This window comes from Pseudomonas entomophila (assembly GCF_023277925.1).
In the GTDB taxonomy this organism is placed as follows: Bacteria; Pseudomonadota; Gammaproteobacteria; order Pseudomonadales; family Pseudomonadaceae; genus Aquipseudomonas; species Aquipseudomonas entomophila_D.
Window position 1 is genome coordinate 1,996,219 of record NZ_CP063832.1, and the last position, 14,365, is coordinate 2,010,583.

Annotated in this window: 23 protein-coding genes; 1 reads left to right on the forward strand and 22 read right to left on the reverse strand. The window is 61.0% G+C overall.

The window, feature by feature from the left end; genetic code table 11:
* Positions 1-3 precede the first annotated feature (3 nt).
* From IM733_RS08515 to IM733_RS08605, 19 genes are all read right to left on the reverse strand, one after another.
* Positions 4-321, reverse strand: coding sequence for a DUF1799 domain-containing protein (locus tag IM733_RS08515; protein WP_432760417.1), 318 nt, complete (start codon positions 319-321; stop codon positions 4-6).
* On the reverse strand, positions 318-701 hold the full coding sequence (locus tag IM733_RS08520; protein WP_248920451.1) for a phage tail assembly chaperone: 384 nt from the start codon (positions 699-701) through the stop codon (positions 318-320). Before IM733_RS08520 ends, IM733_RS08515 begins: the two co-directional genes overlap by 4 nt.
* Positions 702-710: 9 nt before the next feature.
* Positions 711-1,370: a phage tail protein gene (locus tag IM733_RS08525; protein ID WP_248920452.1), complete on the reverse strand. Its 660-nt coding sequence runs from the start codon at positions 1,368-1,370 to the stop codon at positions 711-713.
* A gap of 39 nt (positions 1,371-1,409) precedes the next feature.
* Positions 1,410-1,838, reverse strand: a complete 429-nt coding sequence (locus IM733_RS08530) for a phage tail terminator-like protein (RefSeq protein ID WP_248920453.1) — start codon at positions 1,836-1,838, stop codon at positions 1,410-1,412.
* Entirely contained in the window at positions 1,835-2,506 is a 672-nt protein-coding gene (locus IM733_RS08535; protein WP_248920454.1) for a hypothetical protein, read from the reverse strand. Before IM733_RS08535 ends, IM733_RS08530 begins: the two co-directional genes overlap by 4 nt.
* Before the next feature lie 2 nt (positions 2,507-2,508).
* Positions 2,509-2,904 carry a hypothetical protein gene (locus IM733_RS08540; RefSeq protein WP_248920455.1) on the reverse strand — a complete coding sequence of 132 codons (396 nt, stop codon included), beginning with the start codon at positions 2,902-2,904 and terminating at the stop codon, positions 2,509-2,511.
* A gap of 1 nt (position 2,905) precedes the next feature.
* Positions 2,906-3,274 carry a hypothetical protein gene (locus tag IM733_RS08545; RefSeq protein ID WP_248920456.1) on the reverse strand — a complete coding sequence of 123 codons (369 nt, stop codon included), beginning with the start codon at positions 3,272-3,274 and terminating at the stop codon, positions 2,906-2,908.
* Entirely contained in the window at positions 3,274-3,570 is a 297-nt protein-coding gene (locus IM733_RS08550; RefSeq protein WP_248920457.1) for a hypothetical protein, read from the reverse strand. The genes IM733_RS08545 and IM733_RS08550 overlap by 1 nt, the downstream gene beginning before the upstream one ends.
* A 42-nt stretch (positions 3,571-3,612) precedes the next feature.
* Complete coding sequence (locus IM733_RS08555; protein ID WP_248920458.1) at positions 3,613-4,581, reverse strand: major capsid protein; 969 nt, start codon at positions 4,579-4,581, stop codon at positions 3,613-3,615.
* Positions 4,582-4,590: 9 nt separating this feature from the next.
* Positions 4,591-5,337, reverse strand: a complete 747-nt coding sequence (locus IM733_RS08560; protein ID WP_248920459.1) for a DUF6651 domain-containing protein — start codon at positions 5,335-5,337, stop codon at positions 4,591-4,593.
* Between the two features lie 122 nt (positions 5,338-5,459).
* Entirely contained in the window at positions 5,460-5,738 is a 279-nt protein-coding gene (locus IM733_RS08565; RefSeq protein WP_248920460.1) for a hypothetical protein, read from the reverse strand.
* A 37-nt stretch (positions 5,739-5,775) separates the two neighbouring features.
* A complete protein-coding gene (locus IM733_RS08570) occupies positions 5,776-6,873 on the reverse strand; it encodes a hypothetical protein (RefSeq protein WP_248920461.1) in 1,098 nt (365 codons plus the stop codon).
* Positions 6,873-8,279, reverse strand: coding sequence for a DUF4055 domain-containing protein (locus IM733_RS08575; protein WP_248920462.1), 1,407 nt, complete (start codon positions 8,277-8,279; stop codon positions 6,873-6,875). Before IM733_RS08575 ends, IM733_RS08570 begins: the two co-directional genes overlap by 1 nt.
* Before the next feature lie 2 nt (positions 8,280-8,281).
* On the reverse strand, positions 8,282-9,580 hold the full coding sequence (locus IM733_RS08580) for a terminase large subunit domain-containing protein (RefSeq protein WP_248920463.1): 1,299 nt from the start codon (positions 9,578-9,580) through the stop codon (positions 8,282-8,284).
* Positions 9,567-10,028, reverse strand: a complete 462-nt coding sequence (locus IM733_RS08585; RefSeq protein ID WP_248920464.1) for a DUF2280 domain-containing protein — start codon at positions 10,026-10,028, stop codon at positions 9,567-9,569. The genes IM733_RS08580 and IM733_RS08585 overlap by 14 nt, the downstream gene beginning before the upstream one ends.
* 31 nt (positions 10,029-10,059) lie before the next feature.
* Positions 10,060-10,671: a putative metallopeptidase gene (locus IM733_RS08590; RefSeq protein ID WP_248920465.1), complete on the reverse strand. Its 612-nt coding sequence runs from the start codon at positions 10,669-10,671 to the stop codon at positions 10,060-10,062.
* Positions 10,672-10,904: 233 nt separating this feature from the next.
* Positions 10,905-11,342, reverse strand: a complete 438-nt coding sequence (locus IM733_RS08595) for a proteasome subunit beta (RefSeq protein ID WP_248920466.1) — start codon at positions 11,340-11,342, stop codon at positions 10,905-10,907.
* A gap of 8 nt (positions 11,343-11,350) precedes the next feature.
* Positions 11,351-11,587, reverse strand: a complete 237-nt coding sequence (locus tag IM733_RS08600; RefSeq protein ID WP_248920467.1) for a DUF7681 family protein — start codon at positions 11,585-11,587, stop codon at positions 11,351-11,353.
* A gap of 135 nt (positions 11,588-11,722) precedes the next feature.
* Positions 11,723-12,049 carry a phage holin, lambda family gene (locus tag IM733_RS08605; RefSeq protein WP_248920468.1) on the reverse strand — a complete coding sequence of 109 codons (327 nt, stop codon included), beginning with the start codon at positions 12,047-12,049 and terminating at the stop codon, positions 11,723-11,725.
* A gap of 112 nt (positions 12,050-12,161) precedes the next feature.
* Between IM733_RS08605 and IM733_RS08610 the strand changes: the two genes are divergently transcribed.
* Positions 12,162-12,350 (forward strand): ECs_2282 family putative zinc-binding protein, encoded by a 189-nt coding sequence (locus IM733_RS08610; protein WP_248920469.1) that lies wholly within the window; start codon positions 12,162-12,164, stop codon positions 12,348-12,350.
* Between the two features lie 281 nt (positions 12,351-12,631).
* Here IM733_RS08610 and IM733_RS08615 read toward each other — a convergent pair whose 3' ends face one another.
* From IM733_RS08615 to IM733_RS08625, 3 genes are all read right to left on the reverse strand, one after another.
* Entirely contained in the window at positions 12,632-13,594 is a 963-nt protein-coding gene (locus IM733_RS08615) for a hypothetical protein (RefSeq protein WP_248920470.1), read from the reverse strand.
* Between the two features lie 174 nt (positions 13,595-13,768).
* Positions 13,769-13,915, reverse strand: a complete 147-nt coding sequence (locus IM733_RS08620; protein WP_248920471.1) for a hypothetical protein — start codon at positions 13,913-13,915, stop codon at positions 13,769-13,771.
* Between the two features lie 56 nt (positions 13,916-13,971).
* Positions 13,972-14,319 (reverse strand): hypothetical protein, encoded by a 348-nt coding sequence (locus IM733_RS08625; RefSeq protein ID WP_248920472.1) that lies wholly within the window; start codon positions 14,317-14,319, stop codon positions 13,972-13,974.
* Positions 14,320-14,365: the final 46 nt, after the last annotated feature.

A 14,365-nucleotide genomic window follows, 5' to 3' on the forward strand; every position in this document is an offset into this window, starting at 1 on the left:
GATCTACTCCTGCTGTTCGGCCATGACGGCCAGTGCCTCAATCTCCATGACACGGAGATCGGGGAAAATGTCGGTGAGGTCGCGGCGCTTGATGCCGAGCATTGAGGCCGCTGCAGGAATGGCGGCGTAGTCCAGGCCTGACGGGCCGCCAGAAGCCACCCGCCACTGCGTACCCATGGCATCGAACAGGCGGAAGGCTGGCCATGCATCTGGCCAGACCTCCACCACCTCCTCCTCGATGTCATCAAAGGTCAGGCCCAGCGTCGCCAGTTGCTCGGCAGACGGACCGCGCTCGTAGCAGGCCCGGGCCGCCGCCCTCAGTTTCCCAGGCGGGCCGGGCTGTAGGCGGCCTGGTAGGCGTCGATGACCGCCTTCGGCGCTCCGGTGCAGGTGCGCACCAGGTCGGCGATGGCCTCGACGCTGAATTCGTCCTCCAGATCCCAGCCGGTGACGATCTCTCCTAGTTGCCCGGCCTGCAGGGCGATTTCACCGGTGGTGACCTCCTCCCAGGTGGCCCCGTCCTTCTGGACCTTCTCCGCCCAGGCGTCGCGCGCCTTGTTCCAACGATCGAACATCATGGACAGGGCCACGCGGTCCATATAGCGGAACTGGAACTCCACGGGCGCCGGCTCGGCGCCAATGCGCGGAACCTGCACCACGGCGGTGAACGTTGGGTTCTGCGCGATTTTGATCTTTGCCATGAGGGCTCCTTACGCGCCGGCCAGGATACGAACGGGACGGCCCGACAGCGCGATGCTGATGGTGCGCGTCATGAGGCTGTTCCGATCCATGGTCGGGGTGGTGGTGATGCTGACATAGCCTGGGTAGAGGATCTGGTCGCCACCCGGCAGCTTGAGGCGCACCACCGCGAGCTCCTTGCTGTCGCCATAGTTCTCGACCAGTGCGACGTAGGCAGCGCTCGGCTGGTCCTCGACGGTGATCGACAGCGTGATCGGGTTGCGGTTGGTCGGGAACTGACGGTCGTCGTCATCTTCCAGATAACCCACGGTGAGGTACTGCTGCTCACCGCCAGCCGAGGTGAACGCGGTGACCTTGGAAATCTGCGCCCAGGCGGTCACCGGGAGCACCGAGCCTACGCCGGCGCCAGGGGTGTACTTGTCCACGTTGGTGGTGTTGAGGCCTTTCAACGCGAAGGTGTCGGCAGCAACGCTTGCGGCACTGACGGCGCGGTCGGCGATGAGCGCCCAGCCGGAGCTGACCAGCAGGACATCGCCATTCTCGATGTCGTGACCGGCAGAGGTGGCCACCGGTGGCGCGGCGTTGGTCAGGGCGGTGAAGGCGACGGCGGCGCCGAAAACGCTGGCGATTTCCAGCACAGAGCCGTTCGGCAGCGGGAATTTTGCGGCCATGAAGTGTTTCCTCGTTGTTGCCCGCCGGGCGGCGGATGGTTAAGCCCCAGCGGGCGATTGGTCCGCGACACCGCGGTAGGTGAAGCTGGCCGGGACCGTGTAGGTCGCCGACTCGGTGATGGTTGGGCCCTGGTCAACTGGTTCGGTGACCAGGCCTTCGAAACCGTTGCGGCTGAGCGCCGAGTCCAGTTGGAAGAGGCTCGAAAGCTCCTCGACCAGGCTCTCGGCGGTAGCCAGTGGCTGGCCCGCGGGGCAGACGATGCTCACCTGATACACGCCGGCGTACTCGTAGGCTTCGCTGCCAAGGTAGCGACAGGTGGTGCCCGCCGGTAGTTGAAAGGCCTGCAGGTAGGTTTCGTCGGGCCCGGCTTCGAAACCCTGCTCGAAGTTCGCGACCCTGATCGGGCGCGCCATGGCCCAGGCCATCAACTTGATCTCGATGGCCTGTCGTGCTCTTGCGTGGCTCATGCTCGGTGGGTCCTGATGGCTTCTTCGACGATGCGCTGGAAGTCGGCGACGGTGACTCGCACCATGCCGCCAGGCGCCTGTGAGCTGTGGCCGTACTCCAGAGGGATGGCATACGGCAGGTTGTTGACGATGTAGGCGACCTCGCCGTGGGAGAGATCACCGGCAGCCAGGAGAAGCCTGTCCAGCGTCTCGCCGGCGCTCTCGATGTCCTCGATCTCGCCTGCGGCTGGAGCGCCAGTGGTGAGCTGCCAGTTACTACGGAAGCGGCCGCCCACGTAACCCTGGCCAACCCTCCGGACGCCGAACCCGAAGTTCTCGCGCTGCTCGCGCTTGGTCAGCGGCTTGCGCAGTCGCAGGCCGCCTTTCAGGTTGCCGCTCTTGGTGTAGTTGGCCTGGTCGGCAGTGATGCCGGCATTGATCGCCGCCGCCTTGGCGTTGTAAGTAGCTATCTGCTCAGCCGCGCTGCCCTGGGCCTCGACGTTCACTTTCCAGAGGTCCGGGTTGCCGACCGGCGACATGGACACCAGCTTGCGGCCGACCATGATGACGACCTCACGGAAGGTCAGGTCCATCGCCTCCTTGGCGGCCTCTGCGAACTGCTCCAGCTGGGCAGCAAAGCTCCCATCCAGGCCGCCGTAGCGGCTGGTCATGTGTGAGCCGCGAGCCATGGTCACTTCCTCAGTTGAATGATCCAGGTGGCCTTGGCCGCGTCCTGTCCGACGCTCATGACTCGGTAGCCGCTGATGCGGTCACCGATGGCGGGGATGGCGGGGATGGCAGGGACTTCCGTGACCGCGTCGCCATCCTTCACGAACAGCTCGTTCTGCAGCGCCTTGAGGCGTACGTCTGTCGCCAGGATGCGTGTACCGTCGATCTCACGGGCCTTGTACTGGCCGAAGACGCCACGACCGGCATAGTGCAGCGTTGCCGCTGGCGCACTACCGCCCTTCTCAGGGTCATAGGTGCCAGGTACAGACCGGCTGCCATCAACCACCGCCACTGCGTCGGCCAGATCCGTATCGAAGGCCTGGGCCAGCTCGGCCTGTAACTCGCGTCGAAGCCCCATGTCACCCCCTGACGATCTTGACCTGGCCTGTGCCCAGATACCGCGCCAGCAGGGCCAAGGCGAAGGACTCACCAGCGCTGATGGCCTTGGACGCAGCCGAGTAGGTCTTGCTACTCGACACACCGTCAGCATCCACGGACCTGCTCAGCACGCCGGTTTCTTTCGCCTGGTACAGGTTGCCCGCCGCCGCCTCCACCGCCACCTCTGCGCCCGCCTGCAAGACATCGGCGGGAACCGTGTCGAACTCGGGCAGGCCCTGGTTGGTGAGCCAGGTGTTGGCCATCAGCACCGCGCGCGCCTTCTTTTCATCCGGCGCCCAGGTCTGGCCCAGCAGCGCGTCGACCTGTTCGATGCTGATGTAGGTCATCATTACGCGGCCCCATCCAGCAGCTTCTGCAGGTCTTCCAGAGTGGCTTCAGGCCCGAACTGGACGCCCTTCTCGGTCAGCGCTGCCTGCAGCTTTGCCTTCTGCTCGGCTTCTTCAGCGGCTTTCTTTTCCGCTGCGGACTTGCTGACCTTGGAGGCTTTACCCTCCTTGATCGGCTCGGGATGCTCGTAGCCCTCCGGCGCGAACTTGGCGTCGATGATTTTATAGCCCTTGCGACGTAGGAAGGTCTTGCGCTCTGCCGAGACCGGGTGCTGCTCGTAGATGATGCTCTCGCTCATGGCGATCTCCTGAGGAAGGCGCCCCGTAGGGCGCGGTACCGGTTACTTGGTGGCGTCGCCGATGGTCATGACGCCGGCCGAGCCCTTGATGCTGTTTGCCACCAGGTCCCAGTTGGTGCCGGTGGACAGCTCGGAGTTGGTCGGCGACTTGCCGCCATTGGCGGTGTCCCAGGTGTAGCCCTTGAGGCCCAGGCCGAAGGTGTAGTCGGCCTGCATGGTGGTCTCGATGCGCTCCTTGCCGTTGGAGGTCTCGATGTTGGTGATCAGGTCGGAACCGTCCATCACCATGGCCGCGCCGTCGGCCAGGCTGAGCACCTTCTGCTTGTTCGGGGTGCCGGCCTCGTACAGCGCCGGGGCGTCGGTAACGATGACCGCCTTGCCCAGAACGTCGACGACCAGAACACCACCTGCTTGGAACAGCTGCTGGTTGTTGGCCAGGTTCTTGCCGATGAGGGCGTGATACTGGGCGCCGGTCATGACCTGGGCGATCAGTCGTGCTGAGGCGTCGCCGAACAGCGCGTGCGCACCGTTGATGGCGATGTAGTCGACGCCAGCGGTTGCAGATACGTCGTTGAGCGCGCCCGGCTGGTTGCCGATGGCCGCGACCAGGGCTGCAATGGCAGTGTTCAGCTGGTCCGAGACGATGGCTTCGGACAGGTTGCGGCTGATGACCTCCAGCGCTTCCTCGGGGTTTTTCTGCACCCAGGACAGCTGGGCAGGCTCCCACAGGATAGGGCCGAAGCCGCCGGCGATCTTCACCGAGTCGTACTGCTTCTGCGACAGAGGGGTCGCCGCTTGATTGCCGTTAGCGGCATAGCGGTCAACGCGACGCTGAGCGCCGTGCAGGCCAGCCCAGAACGACTCCTGCAGGAAGTCACCGTCGATACCCTGAGTGGTCAGTCGAATCGAACCAGCCGAGGCGGCGTTGAACTTGTCGACGTCCTGGCTGAGGGTTTCGATGGTGGCGTGGCGAAGGTATTCGTTGAACACCTTCATGTTCGAAAGGGCCATTGGGCCTCCTTATTCGCTTGCGATCAGGCCCTTCATGGCTTCCAGGCGCTCTGCCTTGGTGCCGCCGAAGTTGCCCTTTATGGTTTTGGTGCTGCCACCGCCGTTCGGAGCGCCGCCACCATTGGCGCCGGAACTCTTCAGGATGTGGTCGCGATGGGGGTACTGCGAGACGAGGGTTTCCAGCGCTTCGTTGAAGTCGGCCAACTCACCCGGGCGACTGCGGCTGAAGATCTTCTGGCCCTGGGCGTCGTATGCGACGACCTTGCCGTCCTCGATCTTGAAGCTGTTGCCAAAGGTGGCCTGGACCATGTCAGCCGGCACCGCCATCTTCTCGGCGATGAACTGCGAGCGGGCGAAGCTGCCACCGATCTTCTCGGCATACAGCTGCTGCTCGAAGCCCTGCGCCTTGGTGTTGGCTTCATCGAGCTGGGTCTGGAAGGCCTTGCTGATCTCGCCCTTCACCTTCTCGATCTCGCCGGCATCCACCAGCTTCTTGGCGTCGAGGTTGGCGACGATTTCCAGGGCTTTCTTGGCGGACGCGGCATCGTCGATGCCTTCGAACGCCTTGGCGGTCCTCTCGAAGCCGTCGGCGCGCTCGCGGTGCGACTTGGCTTCGGCGTTCAGCCGGGTGATGGTATTGCGAGTGCCCACGGCATCGAAGGCGACCTCTTTGCCATCGTCCTCGACGTAAACCGGCTTGCCATCTTCGATCACGGCGTACTGCTTGCCATCCACTTCAACGGTCTTGAGTTTCATGTCGTCTCTCTGGGCCATCCGGCCAGTTGATGAGCCATCCGGCCCCAGTTGCGCCCCGTCCATCCGAACCGCAGGCAAAAAAAAGCCCCGACAGATGCCGGGGCCTTGTGTTCAGCGTTTCTTCAATTGGACGTTTCTTGCTCAGCTTCTTGCTTAGCCAGAAGACTTTCTCGCCCATACGCAAACATTACGAGAGCGCTGTATAGGTTGATATTGTTCCCTTCCTCGCTCCAATACGTGTACCCCACGTACTGGTATTTCCCGATATCGACGACTGCCTCGAAATCGTCAACATGTGGATTCAGAGCGTCCCCCTGAACAATGATGTCCCTGCCCTGCAACTGCGTGATCTCTCCCTGAATAAAGCGTCGCAGGAAGTCAGCGTTCTGTTGATGGCTCATCGTGTGTCCTTGCACTGGTTTCGATTTCATCAATACATCAGGGTTTACGATCCACCGCAAGCGTCAGCCTGTCATGCAACTCGCCGAGGGACAGGAACTTCCCTTTGTCGTTGTAGAAGGCGCTGAGCTTCAGCCCGCCCTCACGCATCAGTCGGCCACGCTCCGGGCCAAGGATCTCGTCCTGGCGCGCTGCCGACTGTTTGCTGAGCCATTCGGCATAGGTGGTCGACTCCGGCACCTGGCCGTCCATGCTCGCCCGCGTTGCGCCGTCGCTGAAGCCCAAGGCCTTGGCGCTTTTGAGCACCGGAACCTTGGATGACCGGCAGCAGAAGTGGATGCGACCAGGCCCGGCCAGCCATGGGATCGTGTGGCCGATGGGCTTGTAGGTGCCCAGGGTGTAGGGCAGCCGGTCGCGGATCCGGCAGTCGCTTGACGTGTGGTTGTCCAGCGTACTGAGCCACTCGACGTGGCTGATGATATCGCTGTTGGCCTCGTACGCTGCGTCGCTGGCCGTTTCGGCGGTATGGGATACCGCAGACCGCACTACCGCCTCAACGTCGCGCCTGGCCTTCTGGAGGGCCCCGTCGGCGTATTGCTGAACCCGACTGCCCATGACCGTGCGAACGATCTCAGCCGTGGCACGCCCCTCGACCACGCCCGAGCGCACTGCGTCTCGCACTGCGGCGGCGCGGCTGGACTCGATGCCGGCCATCCACTCCCTCAGCAGGCGCCCCTGGAATGGTCGGGTCTGGGTGATAGCCTTCACAGCGCTGAACGCCGGGGAGACGACCGGGTAAGCCTCATGCACCAGGGCCGGGAGAACAGCGCCCAGCGCGCTCTGCTGGAACGCCAGCTCGTAGCTGATCAGCCCGTCGGTCACCTGGTCCATGGCCAGGCGAATCTCAATGAAGGTCTGCTGGTTGATCCGCAGCACCGCCGACAGGGCGAAATCGACAGCTGCGGCCGACAGGTCAGTGCCAAGGTTGTCGATAGCCTCGATCAGCGCAGCTCGAAGGTCGGCGTCCTTGCTGTTGAGGATCTTGATGACCGTCACAACTTGGCTGTTGCTCAGCCTGGACAGGTCGACCTCATGCCCGATTAGCTCGTTCAGCAGCTTCTCGTTGGCCGTCTTCATCACAGCGTACCGAGAGCCGGGCCTTGGGCCTCAATCTTGCCCAGCTCCTCTTCCCAGTCGTATTCATCGCTGATGACGCCGCGGCGCTGCATCTCGGTGAACAGCGTCTCCTTGGAGATCATGCCTGCGTTGGCCATGGACACTAGCGTCGGCAGCGACACTTCCGGTATGTAATCGACGTCGAAGTTACCGCGCATCTCAACGGTGCCACCCTCGCCCAGGTCGCGGTAGTCGGCCATGAACTGAAGCAATTGCGCCAGACAGTCGGCGAAGTGGTGCGCCATGCGCGCCAGCGGGGATAGCTCCTGCGCCGCCTCCTCCTCCGCCTGGGTGGCGGTCTTGATGGCGGACTCGTCCGGAGTCAGCAGCTTGGCCCCGGCCATGCGCATCTCGCCAATCAGGTCTTGCAGTGCAGTACGGCCAGACTCGACGGCTTGGCCGGTGTGCTCGACGTACTTGAGGTTGCCGTCTTTGGGAAGGTCGGTCAGCTGCCCGGTACCAACCTTGAACTCTGGAGGAATCACCTTCCCCTGATTGTCGTACTGCGCCTGAACGCCGATGCGCACCAGAATAGGCACGCGGATGACATGCAGGATGTTGTCCTGGTCGCTCTGGCTCTGCCAGTGCTTGACGTTCAGGTGCGCCAGCTCAATCAGCGGCGGCTTGGCCGTCATGAAACCGGTGCGGCCGGTGTAGAAGGTGACCCATGGGATGGCGGTCAGGCTGTTGGTGCCCTCATCATGCATCTCCCAAGTCCCGCTTGAGCTAACCTGCTTGCCCCGTACCGCTTTGGCCGACCGGCGATAGGTTCGCCAAGAGCCAGGCTCCAGCACACGGATCTGCTCGACGCACTTTGCGCCGAACTGGCCGTCCTCCTCCTCGACCACCTCGATGTAGCGGACCATGGTCAGGACGCCGCCCTTCGCGCGCCAGCCCAGCACCTGCTCAGGCTTGATCAGTACTACGTAGGGGCGCACGCCGGCGGCCTGCTCGTCGGCTTGGGTCTTCAGTTCGCCCGCTGGCGGGTGATCGACGAAGGCGTGACACAGGCCGTGGCTCAGGCCCTCGGTGAAGAAGCCAACCGCCCAGGAGTTCAGGTCATTGCCAGCGTGATCAATGTCTGCGGTCATCTCGACAATGGGCTCCGGCAAATCATCGCCAACCTGCAGAGGCTCGGCGAACACCCGGGAGGTCATGTTGCCGACTGTCTCGGAGTACGCTGGCAACAACGTCGAAAGGCGCAAGCGCTCTTTGTAGGACTCGTCGTCTTCGGCTGGGTACTGCGGCAGCAGGGACTTCCCTGCCGCCCGCATCGCCATGGTCCCGCCCATGAGCGGCGAGATCACGGCCCAGTAGGCGCGCATCGCGTCGACAGCGGGCAGCGTGATGCTCGGGTTATCACTCATGGTCACATTCTCAGGGATTGGGTCGTGAAGACCGGGCGTTCAATTGGGTAATCGTGGTGGATGAAGTAGCCGCCCGCGTCGTTCGCATGGTCCACGCCAGATTTCTTGTCGGGCTCGCCGTTGGGCGCCCACACCTGCTGCTCCAGGCCGTCCGCATAGGTCGGGCAGCGCAGCGGGTTGATCAGGTAGCGGCGTTCGCCATTCGCGTTGCAGAACATCGCGTTCATGGCGTTGATCCGGTCCTTTACTGGCGGGTTGGCGTCGGGCGCGATCACGCTGAAGCCGGCCTGCCGCAAGATGGCGATGTCCGTCTCGCTGGCGTTCACCGACTTGCGCGACCCGCCCGAGGCGTCCGGGTAGATCCTGATTTCGCAGGTCTTGTCGTACCCGTTGCCGTTGTGCCGCCAATAACGCTCCTTGATCCGCCGGATCATGTCCGGGGTATCGAAGCCGTCAATCAGCTCATCCACCGCCCTGGGCTTTCCGTCGGCGCGCTTGACATGCGTGATCGCCGCCATCTTGCCGACGTTGAAGTCCATGCCGATGAACAGGGGTTCTCCTTGTTCCACGGTGTCGAAGCAGGAATTCAGCTTCCGGTCGTAGGCGTGGTAGATCGAGCCTGCATTCAGGTTGACGAACTGGCCGTTCAGGTAGGCCAGGATCAGCTGTGCCGGGTACGACTCCATCAGCGATGGGATGTAGTCCGGTGGCAGGTTCAGTTCGTTGTCGAACGTGCTGGCCTGCACCAGGCCATACATGCCCTGCAGGGCCGGCTTCTCGCGCAGCTGCTTCACGAACTGCTGATAGACGAACTTAAACCCCTCGGGGGTCGTGGTCACGTCTACGCCGTTCTTCAGCCCGGGCACGTTGTAGCGCATCCGGGCAATGATCTTGCGCCAGGCGTGCTCAGCCTTCAGCGCGGGCAAAACGTCGAGCTCGTCGACCAGGGCATGCCCGATCTTGAAGCCCACGATGGTCTGCGGCTTCTCCATCGAGCGGCAGATGGTCGTGCTGCGGTACTGGCCGCCGCTGTAGAACTCGACTTCCTTGTCGCTCTCCTTGGTCTTGACCTTCAGGCCCCAGTCGAACGCGACCTCCTCGATGGTCGGGAAGAAGATGTCGCGGATCTGCGGGTACGTCGGGGCGAAGTAGCCGGAGTCGATCCGGGGCCACTCCCAAACATGCTTGCACAGCGCGGCACAGCCCACCCAGGTCTTGCCGGAGCCGAAGCCGGCCACGAAGCCGCGGAACTTCTGCTCCATGCGTAGGAAGCTTGCCTGGGGCACGTTAAGTGACGGCATCAGGCTTCCTCGCATCCACCACGTCGACCTGCACTCGGGTGGGCGGCACGTTGTCGTGGGGATTCTCGTTCTTGGTCTGGCGGTTCACGTAGACGTCGCCGACTTCCTTGGCCGCCTGCTCCAAGATCTGGAGGGCCAGGCCATAGTTGCGCATGCCCTCGACCTTCTCGACCATCCTGCCCAGTGCCCGGAGTCGGTAGGCACGATTGGCGATCGGGATCTCAGCCGTCTCTTCACGGAATCGCGCTCGAGTGTCTTCGAACAGGGTCACCCACCGCTTGGCCAGGTCCTTCCCGGAGCGCTTTGTGGGGTCGTGTGATTCGCACTGCTGTCGGGTTACCTCGATGCCGAATTCCTCTCGGACCGAGGCCGCAACCTGTGCTGGGGTATCGAAACAGGCCAAGGCCTGAACGATGAAGGCCTTCACCTCGTTGTTCAGGGCTGCCATAGGTTCAAATCCGTCTTAGGTCTGTCCAAGGTCAGGCAGACTTGAGCAGACAGGTTCCGCAGGCCCTCGAAATGTTGATCTTGGCCACCTCAGGCGGCCGGCTTGCAGCGTCGATCAGCTGCTGTACGTCTTCGCTGGCACCGTAGCGCCTCACTACGCCGACGAACTCTTCGACGTCATGGCCGCGCATCTCAAGCTTGGGCATACCGTCTTGGGTGAATGCCGGGGCGCCGTACTTATCGAGCTTGTGCGCTATGTGAAAGAGTTCGTGCTCCACTAGCGCGCAGAACTCAGCGTTGGTGCACTGGGCGCAATAGTCGGCAGCCAGGGTGATGAGGAAGTCCGGTTCTTCTCCGAACCATTCCCGCATCTGCTGCTCTTGCCGTGCCTTCTGCCAGCCGCCAGCGCGTAACATCAGTTGCTCGGCCTGGCCAAGCACCACTCGGCCCTGTTTGGCGAATCCAGAGGATGCCCAGAGCACGCCGATGTTTGCGTCGATCAGGTGGGCGTGGTCTTCGTTGTGGATACTGCCTGTGGTGGCCAGGATCTCCTGCTGCACCCACTCCCACACCTCAGGTGCCGGGCTCAAAGTCAGGAATAGGTGATCGACCAGGCTGGCTGGCGGATAAGGTCGCTGATTCATGATCGCGACCCTCCAGAGGTCACCAATAGGGCCCAGAAGAATCTTTTTAGATGGCCAACTACTGCCCTCACATCAACAGCAGGAGTGTCCATGGACGATTGGATTTGGATTGTCATACTTATCGCGTGTCTCGGGCTTACAGTTGCACCTGAGTGCACCGCGGACCCCGCTACGCTCACATGCCTTTTAAACAGGCCATAAGCTAACTTGTGCCGCACTCACCTGCGGCACACCTACCCTGCTTCGCGGATCACCCGAACCGTCCTGATCTTGCCGCCTGTATTCGTATCTCGCCTGGCGGCCATTTCGACGGCCTGGTACGCACTTGCGCCCATGTCCATTGCCGCCAGAGCGAATGGCGATCCACTTCCAATTGCATCGACCCGACTCGACCCAATTCTGGATTTCCAGATGCCGGTTTTGTCATCGTGGCCAACCAGCCATAACTCACCGTCGGTGATTGCATAGCCTGACGCCTCAACCGGTACCGTTGCAGGCTCGCCAAAGTAGGCAGCAATCAGCGCATCGAAGTCACAGGTCGCACCAGTGCAGATAAAGCTAACGCCGTTAACCACCTGCAGTTTCTCGCAGTCATCTTCCATGACTACGGTGCCGCGAACAGTTCTTGAGTCGTAGGCGATCACGCCGTCCTTGTAAGCGATGGTGGTCATGGTTGTTCTCAGGCGAATGGATCGGCAGGCTTGGCGATCGAGCGCACAAACCACATGAAGCCCTGCTGCAAGTTGGTCTTGGCCAGGGCCAGGGCCAGGAGTCGCGGGTCGACACCTTCGATCTGGCCGATCTGCTTGAACAGTTCGCCGGCGTCGGCCTCCAGGGCTTTGATCGAGTTCATCCCGTCGATCTCGCTCTGGGTGAGGTCGCGGTAGCCGGTGATCTTTTTGTGCTGGTTGTCCATGGATCATCCTCAGGTTTTCGCGCCACGAAACGGCGCACCTAGAATTTGTGGCGCGGCACCATGCCTTCGCCTCGTTGATCTGGCGTGCAACGTCGTCAGCTCGCTCTCGCACTGAGGGCTCGCATGATCATCGAGTCACCCCTGAGCCTTGCGAGACAGGAACAGGTCGGAGTAGCCGCGAAGCTTCTCCACGCCCATAAAGCCGACGGCACCGCCCGCGAAGGTGGCCATGCCCTGTGGCAAGCCCATCCATTCGAGCAGCGGCACCAGGGCCAAGGTAATGAGGCCGCAGAGCGCGCCCTCCAAAAACATTTGCCGTCTGCTGCCGCCGCCATACACCACCCGGAGGGCAGCGATCGCGACCGACAAGCCAGCGGCATACAACTGGGGCTGGTGAGCCAGCACCCATGTGAGCACGGCGGCCCATAGGCCAGGGTCCTTTTCGTGCATGATGTTTGGCATCTCGGTTCCTCCCTTTGCGGGGAGCTTGTGAATAAAATGCCCGCCCTTTGCAGGCAATGGCTCCGTGCTATCGTCGAGCTTCCACACAAGACGTTTCACGGAGCGAAAAACGATGAAGATAACCCTCAAGTGCGCCAAGTGCGGCAGTGACAAGTTCGAGGTCCCGGCTAGGCCGAACGACAACTCGAAGATCACCTGCGGCAAATGCGGCGCTGTCGAGACTTACGGAAAGCTCATGAAGGCTGTTGGTGACAAGGTCGCGAAAGACCTGGAACGGAAACTCGGGAAAATGTTCAAGTGACCTGAGCGTTTCAGCCAGAGGGCGCAGGAAGTCAGCGGTGCCCTCAACCTCAACGTCGAGTTGTAGCTTTTCCATGCGGCCTCCAGAAACGAAAAAGCCCCGGCAAATGCCGAGGCTCAAATGGGTGGAAATGGCAACCCTGTCAGGTCACTGTCGTGGCGTTTCCCTCCAGTCCCCGCGCCGACTGTTACCCCTGCACGTTGCCGACGGACTTCGATCGTCTCCAGAAATGGAAAAGCCCAGCGCGAAGGCTGGGCTCTATTACGCAAGGAGATAGAAGATCATGGAGTCCAGTAAGCAATCTTGCCGCCTGCACCAACAGCTACAAAATTGCCGTTGCCGTAGGCGACGCTCCGGATATCGGTTCCTGCGAAAGTGTTGGCTTGCTGAACCCAGCCGATCCCATCCTCGGAAACGGCTGTCTTGCCGCCGTCGCCGACAGCTACATACTTGCCATTACCGTAAGCAATGTCGCGGATAATGGTTCCACCGAAACTGGTATCTTCAACAGCAGTCCAGCTAAGCCCATCGGATGAATATGCCATCTTGCCATCCGCACCAACGATAAACATTTTCCCGTTGCAAAGCTTCATGGAAAGGATGGTGCTAGTGCCGAAGGTGCTGGTTCTGGTCGCGAATGATTGCGGATTACCCATTGGCATCTTCACAGCACTAAGCAGCTTCCCATTCGATCCCGCAATCAACACAAAAACGCCAATGACGTTGACGCAGTACACAGTCTCGCTAGAAGTGAAGGTCGTAGTGCGCTCCACCGTGCCTGACCAATCCTCATAACGGGAAAAGACTTTACCGTTAGACCCAACCAGTATCCAGGTCGCGATGTCGCCGTAAATTGGCTGATAATACACAATGCCATGCAAGTCTACATACGCGCGAGCAGCTGCCGTAAGGTCTGTCCAATCCCTTAAAGGGCGTGCAATGCTGCCGTGGACCACATTGCCGGATTGAGAAAGGCCTTGAAGCGTTGTCCCAAGACCGTTCCAGTACAGCTCGTTGAGGACCTTTCCGCTATCAGAGGTGACGGCGCCCTTAAGCTTGGTCCACGCTGTACCAGTTGCGTCTCCGCTGACAAGCTGAGTGGTTGTGGGAAGACCGTTGCCACCAGCCGCATAAAACTTGCCTTCCGCAAAAACCACGCGCCTAAGCATGCCGGTGTTATCCACCGGTGCTACTTGAGTCCAAAGATCTTGCAAGGTTTGAGATGCTGAGTTTGCGTTTACCATTTTAAACTCCGTTACTGAGCTGATTTAAGTTCAGGCCTCTGTATTGGGCGTATGGCGCTCATGGGCGATGGCTCGAGACTCGAGGTCTTCTGGCGAGGATCAGGGGTGACGAGGTTTCACCAACCTCAGGCCTGTCGCTGATGTAGGAAACTATGCCACATAAGTACTGTATATTCAACCAGTATTTGCTCCGTAACCTTTCAACCCTTGGATGATGAAGACGCAGCCAAGGAAGACATTGGCGCTGATGTCGCGGTGTAGGGCGTAGCTGGCCAGGGCCAGCGCGAATGCCAGTAGGCTCCACGCGGATGATGGCTTCATCCGATTTCCTACAGACATAAAAAAGCCCTGCCTAAGCAGGGCTCTCCCCGATCCCATTACCACCTGGAGCGGTGTTCGAAGTACATCATCCCAAAGTAGGCAACCGCGCTACCGACAACTACTCCCCAGAAGTCTGCAACCAGGAGATCAGATGCCTTGGGATTGCCGCGCTGCTCGGCCATATCGAAGAAGCTCAAATGCTCGGGCGGGAACACTACTGCCCAGCCGTGAGGGAGAACGATAAGAGCTAGCAGCACCAGTCCAACAACAACGTATGGCCATACACCGTCGAGGCTAAGCATGTTCTTCAAAAGCAAAAACGCCACAACGACAAAAACTGCAAGCACGCCCGTCAAGGCAGCTTGCTTGAGCATCTCAAGACCCAAAAGGAAACCGTCCAGCATTGCCACCTCTACGCCAATTTATTGAACATTGGATCCAACAATAAAT